Annotated in this window: 11 protein-coding genes; 5 read left to right on the top strand and 6 right to left on the bottom strand. The window is 57.2% G+C overall.

Annotated features, from left to right (window positions below):
• Positions 1-228: 228 nt before the first annotated feature.
• The 6 genes from priA to rpsF all read right to left on the bottom strand — a co-directional run bounded on the left by priA (position 229) and on the right by rpsF (position 8,604).
• Complete coding sequence (priA, locus tag MUN80_RS24155; protein ID WP_244717171.1) at positions 229-2,766, bottom strand: replication restart helicase PriA; 2,538 nt, start codon at positions 2,764-2,766, stop codon at positions 229-231.
• A gap of 109 nt (positions 2,767-2,875) precedes the next feature.
• The gene (locus MUN80_RS24150; protein ID WP_244717169.1) at positions 2,876-4,927 is read right to left on the bottom strand and encodes a thioredoxin domain-containing protein; all 2,052 of its coding nucleotides are present in this window, start codon (positions 4,925-4,927) and stop codon (positions 2,876-2,878) included.
• Positions 4,928-4,983: 56 nt separating this feature from the next.
• A complete protein-coding gene (locus MUN80_RS24145) occupies positions 4,984-7,200 on the bottom strand; it encodes a GSCFA domain-containing protein (protein WP_244717167.1) in 2,217 nt (738 codons plus the stop codon).
• A 305-nt stretch (positions 7,201-7,505) separates the two neighbouring features.
• Positions 7,506-7,949, bottom strand: coding sequence for a 50S ribosomal protein L9 (gene rplI / locus MUN80_RS24140; protein WP_100338886.1), 444 nt, complete (start codon positions 7,947-7,949; stop codon positions 7,506-7,508).
• Positions 7,950-7,970: 21 nt separating this feature from the next.
• Positions 7,971-8,222: a 30S ribosomal protein S18 gene (gene rpsR, locus MUN80_RS24135; RefSeq protein WP_100338887.1), complete on the bottom strand. Its 252-nt coding sequence runs from the start codon at positions 8,220-8,222 to the stop codon at positions 7,971-7,973.
• A gap of 4 nt (positions 8,223-8,226) precedes the next feature.
• The gene (rpsF, locus tag MUN80_RS24130) at positions 8,227-8,604 is read right to left on the bottom strand and encodes a 30S ribosomal protein S6 (RefSeq protein WP_244717165.1); all 378 of its coding nucleotides are present in this window, start codon (positions 8,602-8,604) and stop codon (positions 8,227-8,229) included.
• Between the two features lie 383 nt (positions 8,605-8,987).
• On the opposite strand from rpsF, the gene MUN80_RS24125 reads away from it, so the two are divergent.
• From MUN80_RS24125 to MUN80_RS24105, 5 genes are all read left to right on the top strand, one after another.
• Positions 8,988-10,349: a cytochrome c3 family protein gene (locus MUN80_RS24125; RefSeq protein WP_244717163.1), complete on the top strand. Its 1,362-nt coding sequence runs from the start codon at positions 8,988-8,990 to the stop codon at positions 10,347-10,349.
• A gap of 154 nt (positions 10,350-10,503) precedes the next feature.
• Positions 10,504-13,533, top strand: coding sequence for a TAT-variant-translocated molybdopterin oxidoreductase (locus MUN80_RS24120; RefSeq protein WP_244717161.1), 3,030 nt, complete (start codon positions 10,504-10,506; stop codon positions 13,531-13,533).
• Positions 13,534-13,644: 111 nt separating this feature from the next.
• Positions 13,645-15,102 carry an NrfD/PsrC family molybdoenzyme membrane anchor subunit gene (nrfD, locus tag MUN80_RS24115; RefSeq protein WP_244717159.1) on the top strand — a complete coding sequence of 486 codons (1,458 nt, stop codon included), beginning with the start codon at positions 13,645-13,647 and terminating at the stop codon, positions 15,100-15,102.
• Positions 15,095-15,619 carry a DUF3341 domain-containing protein gene (locus MUN80_RS24110; protein WP_244717157.1) on the top strand — a complete coding sequence of 175 codons (525 nt, stop codon included), beginning with the start codon at positions 15,095-15,097 and terminating at the stop codon, positions 15,617-15,619. The genes nrfD and MUN80_RS24110 overlap by 8 nt, the downstream gene beginning before the upstream one ends.
• Positions 15,619-16,341, top strand: coding sequence for a c-type cytochrome (locus tag MUN80_RS24105; protein ID WP_244717155.1), 723 nt, complete (start codon positions 15,619-15,621; stop codon positions 16,339-16,341). The genes MUN80_RS24110 and MUN80_RS24105 overlap by 1 nt, the downstream gene beginning before the upstream one ends.
• Position 16,342 lies beyond the last annotated feature (1 nt).

Raw genomic sequence — 16,342 nt, 5'->3', positions numbered from 1 at the left:
GGGACGCTTGCGCCGGCAAGCCCGCCGGGCAGCTCGTAACCCGCAGGCTACCGAAGCAGCTACTGAACCCAATGGCAGCAAAAGCTTGCGGCGCTGGGGTATACTATTAGCGCTACTAGGAGGCATAGTAAGCTTACTGGGGGTTGTGTATGGCGGCCTTGTGCTCCTTGCAATTGGGGCTGCACTGCTTTTAGCGGGGCTGATCTAGCCGACCCGGTACGTTACTTTTTACATGGGGTCCACGTCGGCTACGAGGCGGGTCTGCTTGAACTCCTTCTGGTCCTTGACTACGTTCATAGCCTCCGTAATCTGGCCTTTGGCGTGCTTGAGCACCGTATGTTCCCGGTCAAGCTTGATGGTGATTTCCTGCAGGTAGAAGTTGCGAATCCGGAAGATGTATGGCGCTTCCGGCCCCAGCACAGCTTCGCGGCCCAGGCGGTATACCAGCTCCTGGGTCAACAGAATGGCGGCCTGCTCCGCTACCAGCTGATCCACATGCTTCACGGTGAGCCGGATAACGCGCATAAAGGGCGGAAAGCCGTACTCTCGCCGCTGGGTAATTTCGTATTCGTAGAATTCGAGGTAGTCGTTACGGATTACCTTGTCAAAAATCACCTGGGCCGGGTCGGCTGTCTGAATGATTACCTTGCCCTTTTTGCCCTTGCGCCCCGCCCGACCACTCACCTGCACAAACATCTGGAACGCCCGTTCGTGGGCCCGGAAGTCGGGGTAGTGGATGATGCTGTCGGCGTTGATGATGCCCACTAGGCTCACGTTAGCAAAGTCCAGGCCCTTGGTTACCATCTGGGTGCCTACCAGCACGTTGGTGGTTTGCTGCTCAAAATCGGCAATAATCTGCTGATAGGAATTCTTGGCCCGGGTCGTGTCGAGGTCCATGCGCTGCACGTTGGCCGCGGGCAGCATGATTTTGAGGTCATCCTCAATTTTCTCGGTACCAAAACCGACGGTTTTCAAATTGCGGGAGCCGCAGGCCGGGCATTCTACCGGCATTCGGTCATGGAAACCGCAGTAATGGCAGCGCAGCTCGTGCGCGTGCTTGTGGTAGCTCAGGCTCACGGCGCAGTTCTTACACTTCGGAATCCAGCCGCAGTCGAGGCAGGAAATGAAGGGCGAGTAGCCGCGGCGGTTCTGAAACAGAATCACCTGCTCCTTGAGGCCCAGCTTCCGCTCGATTTCCCCCAGCAGCTCGGGCGTGAAGTGGTTGAGCATTTTCTTGGCCTCGCGCTGCTTGCGCGTATCGACCAACTCAATTTCGGGCAAACCAGCCTCGCCGAAACGTTTGCTGAGCGTGACTAGTCCCCAACGCCCAGCCCGGGTTTGGTAATAGGTTTCTACGGCCGGAGTGGCCGAGCCCAGCAGGGTTTTGGCTCCCTGAAAGTTGGCCATCATCAGGGCCACTTCCCGGGCGTTGTAACGTGGGGCCGGGTCGTACTGCTTGTAGCTCGACTCGTGCTCTTCGTCCACGATGATGAGGGACATATTGTCGAAGGGCAGAAATACGGCGGAGCGCACGCCCACCACCACCTGGAAGCGGCCCGAGAGCACGCCATTCCACACTTCCACCCGCTCGTTGTCCGAAAACTTGGAGTGGTACACGCCCAAGCGGGTGCCAAACACGCGCATCAGGCGGGTCACAATCTGGGCCGTGAGGGCAATTTCGGGCAATAGATACAGCACCTGTCCGCCACCTTCGAGGGCCTTGCGGATCAGCTCGATGTAGATTTCGGTTTTGCCCGCGCCCGTCACGCCGTGCAGCAGCACGATGTCCTTTTCCCCAAACAGGCGGAGCACTTCGTCGTGCGCGGCAGTTTGCGCTTCGCTCAGCGTGAAGGGCATTTTGGCCTCCGGCGAATCATCGAGGGGGAAGCGGGACACGATGACGTCGAACTGCTCCAGTACCCCGTTTTTAATAAGGGTATTGACGGCTGACGGGGAGAGGTGGGGGCTGCTGGTCAGGGCGGCTTTTTCCATGCCCTGGTGGTTGCTGTGCACGTTTTGGTACACCGGCACCCGCTGCAGGTAGCGCATCAGCACGTCGAGCTGCTTAGGCTTGCTGGCCATTTTGGCGAAGAGCTCCTCCAACACGTTTTCCTCCACAAAATGGTGGGCTAGGCGCACTTTCTTCACCACCTTGGGCGAGTATTTGTCGGCCAGGTGCTCAAACAGAAAGATAACGTCCTTTTGAATCAGGGACTTAATAACCTTATGGAAGTTGGCACTGCCCAACAGGTCGCCCACTTCGGTAAAGGTCAGAGCTTTGCCATCCTCCGAACTGAGGACTGCCACAATTCGCTCTTCCTGCTCGCTGAGCGGGTAGGGGTTGGTGTCGGGCTCGAAAGCCGGGTGGAGCTGAATGCGCGACTCTGAGCTGAGCTTTAGGGCCGAGGGCAACGCGGCATTGATAACCTCGCCCAGGGTGCACATGTAGTAGTCGGCCATCCAGCGGAAAAGCTTCAGCTGGGCCTGGGTCACGACGGGCGCATCGTCGATAAACTCCAGGATGTACTTGGCCTGGTACTGGGCCGGCGGCGTTTCGTGCACGGCCGCCACGATGCAGCTAAGCGTTTTCTTGGCCCCAAACTGCACAATCACGCGGCCCCCGATGACGACCTCGTCGTTCATCTCGTAGGGCACGCGGTAGGTATACAGCTTGGGCAGCGGCAGGGGCAGAATCACGTCCACGAACAGCGTGACGCGGTCGGCTCCGGCGGCTTCCGGCTGGGCAAAGTCGAAGGAAAGGCTCAACGGACAGATTAGCTAACAACAGGACCGCAAAGGTAAGCCGAATTGCGGGCCGCAGGTTTCTCCGGGTTTCGCAATTCGGCTTATGTGGGTCAGAGCCAACAAGTAAAAGTTAGCTGGCGCCAGGTGCGGGCAACTGGGCCAGAGCCGCCGCAACGCTATATACCGGCTGCTGGCAGGCCCGGTTGAAGCACACGTACAGCGTCGTTTTACCGTTCTGAGCCGTGCGGTGTAGCAGCAGCGGCAGTTCACCGGCTTCTGCCGCTCCGGCCACCACGGCGTAGGGTAGAAAGTGGCGGCTCAGCTCTTCCCGCACTGCTTCAACCTCGGGCCCGACAATGGCAATTTCAGCCATAGGCTGGAGCAAGGCTGCGTAAAGTGAGGCCCAGTTCGTTAGATGCTGGGGCTCTTTGATTACTAAATCTTGTACCTGACCCAGCATCGTGGCAGCCAGGTCACGGTACTCGGGTTTTTCCAGGTGTAGGCTCAATCGGAGCAGGTTATGGGCCATTACCGAGTTGGAGCCGGGAATGACGTTGTCGAACAACTCTTTTTTGCGGGCAATCAGCTTTTCGCCGGTGTCGTCGGTGTAGAAGAACTGATTTTCCTCCGGGTCGAAGAAGTGAGCCTGCACGTATTGGGTCAGGGCCTCGGCTTCGTGCAGCCACTGCGCGTCGAAAGTCACCTCGTAGAGGCCGATATAGGCTTGAATCACCAGGGCGTAATCCTCCAGAAACCCGTCGATGGTGGCGCGGCCGGCCTTATAATTGCGGCGCAGGCGCGGGCCCTGCCGTAGGTTTTGTTGCAGAAACCGGGCGTTTTGCAGAGCCAGCTCCAGAAAACCCGCTTCGCCAAAGGCCCGGTAGGCATCCACCAGCCCACTTAGCATCAGGGCATTCCACCCGGTCAGGATTTTGTCGTCGAGGCCCGGGCGCACCCGTTGGTTGCGGACCCGCCGGATTTTCTGTTTCCACTCCGCTACTATGGCCTCCAGCACCGCTACTTCCAGCTCGTGTTCGGCGGCAAACTCTGCATCCGACTGCCGACGGTGCAGAATATTGCGGCCATGTTCCCAATTTCCCAGGGCCGTGCAGTTATAGTACGCCGAAAACAACGCTTCCTCGTCGCCGAGAATGGCCTGCAGCTCCTCTTTGGTAAAGACATAGAACTTGCCTTCTTCGCCCTCACTATCCGCATCCAGTGACGAATAGAACCCTCCTTCCGGACTGGTTAGCTCCCGCTTAATGAAGGCCACAGTATCATACACTACGTCCCGGAACAGTGGGTCTTGGGTAAGCTGAAAGGCTTCGGCGTATAGACTAATCAATTGCCCATTGTCGTAAAGCATCTTCTCGAAGTGGGGTACCAGCCACTCGGCATCTACCGAGTAGCGGGCAAAGCCGCCTCCCACTTGGTCATAAATGCCGCCCCAGGCCATTTCGCGCAAGGTCAGCAGGGTTTGGTTGAGCACCAGCTGGCTGCCGGTACGAGCGTGGCAGCGCAGTAAAAACCGCCAGATGCTGGGCATCGGAAACTTCGGGGCCCGGTTCATGCCGCCTTTCTCGGCGTCGAACCGTACGCCCAGGTTGTACACCAGCAGCTTAAACTGCTCTTCCGACAACGCTAAACCGGCGGAAGCTGCCCCGTACTTTTCCAGGTCACTGGCCCGCAGGATGCGCGCAAACTCCTCGGCAGACTTGTCTAGCTCGGCGCGGTGCTCCCCCTGGTACGCTTCGCCGATACTTTCCAGCAGCTGCACCCAGCTGCGGGGTGGAAAGTAGGTGCCTCCGTAGAATGGCTTGGCATCCGGGTTCAGAAAGACGTTCAGCGGCCAGCCACCCTGGACGCCCATAGCTTGCAGGGCGTCCATGTACACCTGGTCCACATCGGGCCGCTCTTCCCGGTCAACCTTAATGCACACGAAGTGCTGGTTCATCACCTCGGCAATGCGCGGATTCTCGAACGACTCCCGCTCCATGACGTGGCACCAGTGGCAAGCCGCGTAGCCAATGCTGACGATAATGGGCTTTTGCTCGGCCTGAGCCCGGCTCAGGGCTTCTTCTCCCCAAGGGTACCAATCAACCGGGTTGTGGGCGTGCTGAAGCAAATACGGGCTGGTTTCCTGGCTGAGGCGGTTGGTGTGGGCCGGCTGGGGAAAAGACATAGGAGCAAGGCTGGGATGAAAAAGACAAAACCCGGCCGTAAGGGCCGGGTTTTGGTTTACGAAGCTGCCGGTGTTTCGTCGGCAGCACCGGGCTTTTTACGCGGGGGCCGACTGCGTTTTTTCGGCGCTGCAGGCTGTGGTTCGTCGGCCGCTGGAGCAGGTGCCGGGGCTGGAGCCGGCGTTGCCGCTTTGGGTTTCTTCGGGGCGGGCTTTCTGGCTGGAGCTTTCTTCGGTGCCGTAGCAGTGGGCTGCGGGGTTTCCGGTGTGGCTTCGGCTTCTTTGGGCGCTGTAGCAGCTTTAGCCCGCGAAGCACGGGGCTTTCTGGCCGGAGCAAGCGTCGGAGCAGCTTGTACGGGCTCCGGTACTACCGTTTCCACCGGTGCAGCTTCCACCGGCGTTGGCTCTGTGGCAGAAGTTGCTTCCGGCGTTGGTGCGTCGAGGGTAATAGATGGTTCGGGCGCAAGCGGGGCAGTTGCTTCAGGAATCACCGTTTCCACTACCACCGGCTGAACGGCCTCCACTGTTTCTTCCGGCGCTACGACTGGCTCAGCGTACAGCGGGGCAGGCTTTCGCCGCGACTTGGTAGGTGGAGTCGTGATAATCCGGTCCTTGGTATCTCGGGGTTTCTTTTCCGCCGCGATTTGTCCTTTTCCGCGCGACTTTTGGCCCCGCCGCCGAGGCTCTGGAGTTTCCTCCGGCTCGTCCATCGGCTGCAACCAGTCCACATTCGGTGCTGGCTCCGGTTTAGGAGTTTCAGTGCGAACAATCGGTGCTGGAGTTTCCGCTGGGGCGGCCTCAGGCTGAGCAGCGGGTTCTGCCAGCACGGGCTCTGCAGTACTATCTCCACCCGAAACAGTAAGGGCAGCTTCAAGCTCAACTTCAGGCTCTGCTGCTACTGCCGCTTGCTGCTCAGGCTCCTGGGGTTCAACCGTAGCTGTAGCCGACACTGAAGCGGCAGCGGCGGCTTCGGCGGCTTGCTGGGCGGCTCTTTTACGGGCCGTACGCTTGGCTCCACCCCGACTGCGCCGCTTTTTCTTGACAAACACGGGAGCTTCACTCTCCAGAGATATGCCCAGGTTTTCCTCGGGGGTGTCTTCCGTATCATACTCATCCTCCTCCGCTTCTTCTGGTTCCGCAGCCTCGTCAGCGGCGGGCTCAGAAGTCACTAGTGGGGTTGCTACCGGTACTACCGCCGTCACGACGTCAATAAGCTCGGTAGTTGGCTCGCCAATATCAATGCGTTCCTCATCATCGTCCTCAAGCTCCGGCTCGGGCACTGGCTGAGGCTTGGGCAGGGGCAAAGCAGCCAGCTGCCGCTCCACCTCCCCGATTTCGGCGTGTACGTCTGCCTGGCTGGCTAAGCGGTGCAGCCGGCCCAGCGTGGCTTCCAGAAACTCCCGGTGCTCGGCGGCTTCCGGGTACAGCGGCCGGTGCCCCAGGGCCTGACGTACGGCTTCCCATTCCCGTCGGAAACGGCCAAAGGCCGGGTCGAAGTACGTGCGGGTGAAACGCTCCCAGATGTAGTTTTCGGCCACGTCCGAGGGGTGCAGCATATCGGCAGCGTAGAAGCGGTAGTCGCGCAAGTCGTCTACCAGCAGCTCGTACGCCGGGAAGTACGACACGTCGGGCAGCAGCTCGCTCAGATAGTGGCAAGCCACGCGCAGCACCGACTTGCTCACCGAGTTCAATGGCAGCGTATCCTTTACGTGCCGCACTGGGCTTACCGTCAGAATAAAGCGCAGCTTGGGGTTGGCCCGCCGCAGATAAGCGTGGGTTTCCGCTACGGCATTGATAATCTCGTCGGGCGTCAGTAGTACTTTCTCAAACTTCTCGGCCGGCACTTTGTGGCAATTGTTGACTACCTCATCGGTTTCCAGCAAGCGGTATGCGTAAGCCGTGCCCAGGGTCAGCACCACCACGTCGGTCTGCGCCAGAAACTCACCAACCTCTTGCACCAGCCCCTGGATTCGCTGCAGCAGCGTTACGGGCGAGTCGGCCCCGATAGTGGCGTGCAAATCGTAGCTCTGCCAGCGGCCCCGGGCTTCTACTAGGTGCTGTTGCCAGTCCATATCCTCGCCGGCGGCCGCGCGCAGCAGCTGGCACGCCGAGAGAGGGTTGAACACGGTGCCAAAAGGATTAACCAGGGTGCTCACCTTGGTTTCCGCTAGGCGGTGGCCAATAGTGTCCGAAAAGCACGAGCCCACCGTCAGCACTCGGGTTGAGAGCGGTAGCTGTTGGGGGTGCGGCGTCAGCGGTAATTCAGTACGAAACATTCTACAGGTATAAGGCCTAACAAGGGCCAACGAACAGGCAACCTACTCAACTCTGTGCGTTCAGCCAAAACCGGTAATAGCTCCCAAGTAGGGGAGGAGCCCCGGAAAGCGTACGGCAGCCGTCCACCGTTGGATTAGTGGTCCGGAAGACTAAAGATATACACTGCTCACGCAGAAGACGTTTCCGCACCCGATCAGGATACGGCTTTGAACAGTTTTTCGGCGCAGCAGCCTAAACCAACCAAGAGCAAAAAAGCCTGACTACCGCGGTAGTCAGGCTTTTTCTTACTCGAAGTGGCAGCAGCTTACTCAGCTACTACGTTGAAGCGCACCTGGTGCTTCACTTCTTTGTGCAGGTTGATGGTAGCCGTGTACTCACCAGCCGACGCAGGCTCCTGGTCGAAGGAGATGCGCTTGCGGTCTACGTCTACGCCCTTAGCTTTCAAAGCCTCGGCCAGCTGCAGGGTGGTCACGCGGCCGAAGATCTTGCCGGTTTCGCCCACTTTGGCTTTGATCTCGAAAGCGGCATCACCGATTTTGTCGGCAATGGCCTGCGCGTCACCTTTGATCTTGTCGGCTTTGTGAGCAGCCTGACGTACGTTCTCGGCAACGATTTTCTTGTTGGTCTTGTCGGCCAGCATGGCCAGACCCTGCGGCAGCAGGTAGTTACGACCGTAACCGGGCTTTACAGTAACGATGTCGTTCTTGTAGCCCAGGTTCTTTACGTCGTCTTTCAGAATTACTTCCATGTCAGTCTCTGTAAGAAAGGTTTACTTCAACGAATCGGTTACGTAGGGCATCAGAGCCAAGTGACGGGCTTTGGCCACGGCTTGGGCAATTTTGCGCTGGAATTTCAGGCTGGTGCCGGTGATACGACGGGGCAGAATGCGGCCCTGCTCGTTCACAAACTTCAGCAGGAAGTTCGGGTCTTTGTAGTCCACGTATTTAATGCCGTTCTTCTTGAAGCGGCAATATTTCTTACGGGTATCCTGCTTGTGGATTTTCTCGTTGGCTAGGCTCATGGTCTTACTGGGCTACGGCTTCCGATTGTTGTTTGGCCTTCTGCTGGTTCATCTCGCCGTTGCGACGACGCTGGCTGTATGCCACCGCGTGCTTGTCGAGAACGGTCGTCAGGAAGCGGATGACACGCTCGTCGCGGCGGAACGCCAGCTCGAGTACGTCAACGATGTTACCTGAGCCAGTGAACTCCACCAGGAAGTAGTATCCGGTGTTTTTCTTCTGGATGGGGTAAGCCAACTTCTTGAGGCCCCAGTTTTCGGAGTGGATAATGTCGGCGCTATTTTCCTTAAGCACCTGCGAGAACTTCTCGATCGTCTCTTGCACCTGCGTCTCGTTCAACACGGGAGTCAGGATGAAGACCGTCTCGTAATTTCTTACTTCCATTAGACGGGATGAAAAAATTAAATGAAAAATTGAATCAGGGCGCAAAGATACTATTAATCCAGGGTTATCACCAAGATGAGCCCGAAATTTATGTTAGGTCTTGAAATTAAAGCGACTAAGTCAGCCCAAGGTCAAACCTTTGAAGCTAAGACGAGTTAGCCTATAGAGTAGTATTAATCCGGGGAAGCAAGAGTTCAGGTGTAGCGCGCAGGATTGACCTTCTATATATAGTAAGGAGTCGCGCCGGGATGGTTTTTAGAATGATTCTAAGCAAGCTGGAATGGGCGAAAATTAGCCCAGGCAGGTTTGTGGTCTGCGATTCCCGACCTACATTTGTGGCCTTGAAGTACCCCTGCCTTTCTTTTTCCCAGTCACTTTGTGCTATGAATAGCATCCGACTTCGTCCTCTCTCCCACGTCTTTCTAGCTCTGTTTCTGACATTTGCTGCGGTGGGTTCCTCCACTGCCCAGCAAGGCGAAGCATCCCCGGTAGCTACTGCGCCGGCTGCTAGCAAAGATGGTGTGACGCCTGGCGCTACTGCCGCCGCCGCCCCAGCTGCCGCTGCGGGTGCCACTACCGGTGATGCCGCTGCAATCAGCGCTGGTGCCGCATTGTTCACGCAAAACTGCGCTCAGTGCCACGCCATCAATGATGTTGTGGTCGGCCCTGCCCTTAAAGACGTTCACAAGCGCCGGCCAATCTCCTGGCTGATTCCGTGGATCAAGAACTCCAGCAAAGTCGTTGCCAGCGGCGACGAGTACGCGGTGAAGATCTTCAATCAGTATCAGAAGCAGCAGATGCCGAGCTTCCAGCTCTCCGACGCTGAAATCACCTCGATTATCTCCTATGTAGCTTCTGAAAGCGATAAGCCTTCAGCTGCTACTGGGGGCGGTGCTACTGCTGGCAACGCCGAGAAAGTAGATGGCGCCGATGGTGGCGCGGCTGCCGCCGGTGCTGGCACTGGCAACAGCACCATCGACATTCTCCTGATTGTATTGGTAGTTGTGCTCCTGGTGCTGGTGGTAACTCTGGTTATCATCGCCAACATCATGAAGGATGTGCTGCGCGGCCGCAAAGACCTCGATGGTCGCGACGTGGAGCAGCTGGAGCAGCGCTTCGACCTGTCCAAAATCTACAAGTCGCCCGTAGTGCGCGGCCTGGCTCTGACGCTGTTTGTACTTGTTGTACTGTACGAATCGGTACAGGGGGTAATGGCTATCGGTCTGGCTCAGGGCTACCAGCCTACCCAGCCCATTGCCTTCTCGCACAAGCTGCACGCTGGTGAAAACCAGATCAACTGCTCGTATTGCCACACCTCGGTGTACAAGAGCAAGAGCGCTAACATTCCTTCGGCCAACATTTGTATGAACTGCCACTCGCAGGTAAAGACGGAGTCGCCCGAAATCAAGAAGATCTACCGCGCCATCGAGCGGAAGCAGCCTATCCAGTGGGTTCGTATCCACAACCTGCCTGACCTGGCGTACTTCAACCACTCGCAGCACACCCAGGTAGGCGGCATCGAGTGCCAGACCTGCCACGGCCCGATCCAGAACATGGAGGTAGTGTATCAGTATTCGCCCCTGACCATGGGCTGGTGCATCAACTGCCACCGCGAAACTCCCCTCAACACGAAGGGCAACGGCTACTACACCAACCTGGTGAAGCTGCACGACAAAGCCAACGCTGGTGCTCCTTTCACGGTATCGTCGAACGGCGGTACGGAGTGCTCGAAGTGCCACTACTAGCCTAGCAAGGTCTTAGGTGCCCGGAACGCAGCCCCTGCCTCCGGCGCGCCTAAGACCTGTTTTCTTCTTTAAAAACCCGCATACCAACTTAGAGACTTACCGGACCAGAATCCAAGTCGCTAAGTCCCTAAGACCCTAGTCCCCAAAAAACACGATGCAAGAGTCGCCTAAGTACTGGAAGGGAATTGAGGAACTGGAAAGCTCACCGGAGTTTGTCAAAAACGCGTTTAGCGAGTTTGCTGACTTCCTGCCGGTGAAGGAATCCCACGGCTCTTCCGACGCCGCGGTAGCCCCGCGTCGCGACTTCCTCAAACTCATGGGCTTTGGTATTGCCGCCGCCACGTTGGCTAGCTGCGAAACCCCGGTCCGCAAGGCAATTCCGTACCTCAACAAGCCTGAAGAGGTAGATCCAGGTATTGCCAACTTTTACGCCTCCACCTATTTCAACGGTACCGACTACAACAGTGTGTTGGTGAAAACCCGCGAGGGCCGTCCGATCAAGCTGGAAGGTAACCCCGGTTCGCCCATCACGCGCGGTGGCCTGTCGGCCCGGGCTCAGGCCTCGGTGCTGAGCCTCTACGACAAAGGCCGTCTGCAGCACTTCGCCATCAAAGGCAAGAAGGCCGCTACCGACCAGGTTGACCAGGAGATCCGCACGAAGCTGGCTGGTGCTACCGGCCGTATTGCCATCGTGTCGCCGACCATTATCAGTCCCACGACCAAGAAGGTAATTGCCGAGTTTGCCGCGCGCTACCCTAACACGGAGCATGTGATGTACGATGCCAACTCGCAGTCGGCATTGCTGCGTGCCAACGGTGGAGTTCTGCCTTCGTACGATTTCAGCAAAGCTGCCGTAATCGTGAGCCTGGGTGCCGATTTCCTCGGCACTTGGCTGTCGCCGGTTGAATATGCTCAGCAGTATATCACCAACCGTAAGGTCTCGGCTGAGAAGAAGACGATGAACCGTCACTTCCAGTTTGAAACGGCTATGACTCTGACTGGTGCCAATGCCGATGTGCGGGTACCGGTTAAGCCTTCGGAAATGGGCGCTACTGCTGTGGCTCTGTACAACGCCGTAGTTGGCGGTGGTGCAGCCGCTGGTTCCGCTCAACTGAAAAAGGCTGCTGCTGAACTGCGTGCTGCTGGCAGCCGGGGTTTGGTCGTGTCGGGCTCGAACGATGTAGCTATCCAAACGCTGGTTACGGCCATTAACCAGACCCTCGGCAGTGCTGCTGTTGACCTGACCGCGCCTTCTATGCTGCGTCAGGGCGATGATGCCCGCATGGTGCGCTTGGTGAATGACATGAATGCCGGTAACGTTGGCGCCGTGATTTTCTATCATGCCAACCCTGCTTACGACCACCCGCTGGCCGAGAAAGTAAAGTCGGGCCTGGCTAAGGTGCCGGTAAAGATTTCGCTCAACGACCGTTTAGACGAAACCGGCTCTCTTTGCGACTACGCCTGCCCCGACCACAACTACCTCGAGTCATGGAATGACTTTGAGCCTAAGCGTGGCTTCTTGAGCTTGGCTCAGCCTACTATTTCGCCGTTGTTTGCTACCCGTCAGGCCCAAGACAGCCTGCTCACCTGGGCTGGCAATCCGCAAAGCTACTACAACTACCTGCGTGCTTCGTGGCGCGGTTTGTTGGGTGGCAACTTCCAGGCGGGCTGGGATAAGGCCGTACACGACGGTGTTGCTGTTGGCACCCTGTCGCCGGCGCCTGTGGCTCAAGTAGCTCCGGCTATGAGTGCAGCTCAGGCTGTAGCCGCTATCGGCTCTGCTCCGAAAGGTTCGGGCGTTGAGCTGGCCATCTACGAGAAAGTTGGTATTGGCCCCGGCAACTGGGAAGGTAATAACCCCTGGCTGCAGGAATTGCCCGACCCAGTTTCTAAAGCTACTTGGGGCAACTACGTAGCCGTTCCGCGTGCTATGGCTGTGAAAAACGGCTGGGAGCAAGGCGACGTGTTGAAAGTAACGGCCAACGGAGTCTCTATTGAGCTACCCGTACTGGTTCAGCCTGGCCAAGCCAACGACACAGTCGGTATTGCCATCGGCTACGGCCGCAAGATGGCTGGTAAGGTTGGTGACAACGTAGGTGCCAACGTGTATCCTATGGCCATGGTGCGCGACAATAGCATCATCTACGCCAACACCGTTACCCTAGAGAAAACGGGTGCTCAGTCGCCCATCGCCCAGACCCAGACTCACCACACCATCATGGACCGCAAGCCGGTGGTGCAGGAGTCGACGCTGGCCAAATACATTGAAAACCCACGCGAGGTAACCGAGTACGACAAGATTGCTACGCCGGAAGGCTTGGAGAAACCTAATAAGGTTTCGCTTTGGCAGGACTACGAGTACAAGAACCACCATTGGGGCATGGTTATCGACCTCAACTCGTGCATCGGCTGCGGCTCGTGCGTGATTGGTTGTCAGGTTGAGAACAACGTTGCCGTAGTTGGTAAGCAGGAGGTAATCAACCGCCGTGAAATGCACTGGCTGCGTATCGACCGCTACTACAGCTCGGACGCCAGCAAAGAGGATTTCGCCGAGAAAGGCAAGTTGGATACCTACAAGGCCATGGAAGATCCGTCGGAAAACCCGTCGGTGATTTTCCAGCCCATGCTGTGCCAGCACTGCAACCACGCTCCTTGCGAAACGGTGTGCCCCGTACTGGCTACTACCCACAGCTCGGAAGGTCTCAATCAGATGACCTACAACCGTTGCGTAGGTACCCGCTACTGCGCTAACAACTGCCCCTATAAGGTTCGTCGCTTCAACTGGTTCTCGTACTACTCGAATGAGAAGTTCGAAGACGTGAACAGCCACATGTTCACCGACCTGGGCCGTATGGTACTGAACCCCGACGTAACCGTCCGGGCTCGGGGTGTGATGGAGAAATGCTCGTTCTGCGTACAGCGCATTCAGCTCGGTAAGCTGGAGGCTAAGAAGCAGAAGCGCCGTCCGAAAGATGGAGAAGTAGTAACCGCCTGCGCGCAGTCGTGCCCTACCCAAGCCATCGTATTCGGTGACATGCGGGATCCGGAGTCGCAGATTTCGAAGATCATCAAGCGTGAAGATGGCGAGCGGGGCTTCCACGTGCTGGATGCCATCAACGTGCAGCCTAACATCACGTATCTGACCAAGATCCGGAACACGGAAACTGAAGTTCGCAACGCTTAATAACAGGGTCAAGGAGCTTAGGAACGTAGGGTAGGGGAGATGTCCGACCACTGGTTCGAAACAGACGAGAGCCCCTACGTTCCTAAGACCCCCAACTAACCAACTAAAACTATGCAGCACGTATCGCCTGTACGGGAGCCGCTCGTAACCGGGGGGAAATCGTACCACGACGTCACTCAAGACGTGTGCCGCCAGGTAGAAGCCGCCCCCAATGTTCGGTGGATGGCCGCCCTGAGCGTAGCGCTCTTCTTTCTCGGCGTTTTCCTCTACTCCGTGTACCGCACCCTGTGGTATGGTATCGGGGAATGGGGTCTGAACAAAACTGTGGGCTGGGCCTGGGACATCACCAATTTCGTGTGGTGGGTGGGCATCGGCCACGCCGGCACGCTGATTTCGGCCGTGCTCCTGCTGTTCCGCCAGAAGTGGCGCAGCTCTATCAACCGCGCCGCCGAAGCTATGACGATCTTCGCCGTAATCTGCGCCGCCATGTTCCCGGTACTGCACATGGGCCGTCCGTGGCTCGCTTACTGGGTATTCCCGCTGCAAAACACCTTCGGTTCGCTGTGGGTAAACTTCAATTCGCCCCTGCTCTGGGACGTATTCGCTATTTCGACCTATTTCACCGTCTCGCTCGTGTTCTGGTACACGGGTCTGGTACCTGACTTCGCTACAATCCGCGACCGTGCTAAGGGCCCGATTGCCAAAGTAGCCTACTCGCTGCTGAGCATGGGCTGGACGGGTTCGGCCAAGCACTGGAGCCGCTACGAAACCGTCTCGCTGATCCTGGCCGGGGTGTCGACCCCGCTGGTACTCTCGGTCCACACCATCGTGTCAATGGACTTTGCCACCTCGGTGGTGCCGGGCTGGCACACGACCATCTTCCCGCCCTACTTCGTGGCCGGGGCTATCTTCTCGGGCTTCGCCATGGTACTGACCCTGATGCTCATCACCCGGGTCGTGTTCAAGCTGGAAGATTACATCACGATGGAGCACATCGCCCTGATGAACAAAATCATGATGATCACCGGCTCGATTGTCGGGGTAGCTTACATCACCGAATTCTTCATTGCCTGGTATTCGCAGGTGGAGTTTGAGCAGTACGCTTTCATCAACCGGGCCACGGGTCCGTACTGGTGGGCGTACTGGTCGATGATGACCTGCAACGTGATTACGCCCCAGCTGGTGTGGATCCGCAAAGTGCGCTACAGTATCCCGCTCACGTTCGTGCTGTCGATCATCGTCAACATCGGCATGTGGTTCGAGCGGTTCGTGATTATCGTCACCTCGCTGCACCGTGACTACCTGCCTTCGAGCTGGGTCATGTTCTCGCCTACGATTATCGACATCGGTATTTATGTAGGTACGATGGGCTTGTTCTTCACGCTGTTCCTGCTCTTCGCTAAGTTCTTCCCCGTGGTAAACATGGCTGAAGTGAAGACCGTGCTGAAATACACGGTGGATAACGGTCCGACCTACACCGGTCATGACCCGCACCACGACCTGATTCACAAGCCAACCACCCACGGAGTGCCTGCCAATGCTCCGGTAAACTACAACAAGCATGACTAAGCGCTTCGCCCTCGGCATCTTCGACGACGAAGACGTGCTGATGCACGCCATTGAAAACGTCCGCGCGGCGGGCGTAAAAATCTACGAAGTGTTTACTCCGTTCCCCATTCACGGCATCGATGATGCCTTGGGTATCGAACGCTCCCGCCTGCCCATCGCCGCATTCTTCTACGGCATGTGCGGTCTGGCCTTCGCTCTGTGGATGCAGATCTACATGCTGGGTTTCGACTGGCCGATGATTATCGGTGGTAAGCCGCACATTGCGCTGCCCGCCTTTATCCCAGTTTCTTTCGAATTGACGGTATTCTTTACCTGCCACGGCATGGTAATCACCTTCTACGCTATCAGCAAACTGTATCCTCGCTGGAGAACTCCAGTACTGGACGTACGCTCAACGGACGACAAGTTCGTGATGGCCATTGAGATCAACGAAAGCACTGACCTCAACAATCTGAGCAAGCTGCTGCGCGAGAATGGCGCCTCGGAGGTGAACGAAAAAGAAATGACTAAGAACTAATGACGCACACGCTGAAACTAGGTCTGCAAGCGTCGGCTATTCTATTTGCCTCGGTTCTGACTACAGCTTGTAACAAGGCTGATGATACGGGCTTGGAGTATGCGCCGCAGATGTACGAGCCAATCGGCTACGAGCCTCTGAAGCAGGTTCATACAAATACGGTTAACCCCATGGGGTTGAACATGCGCACTCCGGTGGTGGGCACTGTACCCCAAGGAAAGCTGGCTTATTACTCACACATTCCCAAGGATAGTGTTGGTACCGCTGAGCGCCGTCTTCGCAACCCTTACTCCTACACCAAGGCTAACCTGGAAGAAGGCAAGGTTCTGTACACCCGCATCTGCTCCCATTGCCACGGGGAGGCTGGTGCCGGCGACGGCCCGGTTGGACAGAAGTTCAAAGGTGTACCAAACTACTCGGCTGGTACTTACAAAACCATGAACGATGCGCACATTTACCATGTAATTCAGTGGGGCAAAGGCCGCATGATGCCTCATGGTTCAATTGTGAACCCGCAGGAGCGTTGGAAGATTGCCATGTACGTTCGCGTACTGCAACGGGGCGAAGGCCCTGATGGCTTGGCCAAGCTGGTAAATGTTAGCAATGACTCTACCGAAATGACCGACCGCGCTACTCAGTCCCCAGTTCTGGAGGCTCAAGCCGACAAAACTTCAACTACTCCCGGTCAAGGTGACCAGGCTCGAAACGGAACGGCGAACTAAC

The sequence above is a fragment of the Hymenobacter cellulosivorans genome, assembly GCF_022919135.1.
GTDB lineage: Bacteria > Bacteroidota > Bacteroidia > Cytophagales > Hymenobacteraceae > Hymenobacter > Hymenobacter cellulosivorans.
Note: the sequence above shows the minus strand (reverse complement) of the source record. Positions and strands in the feature narration are given on the sequence as shown.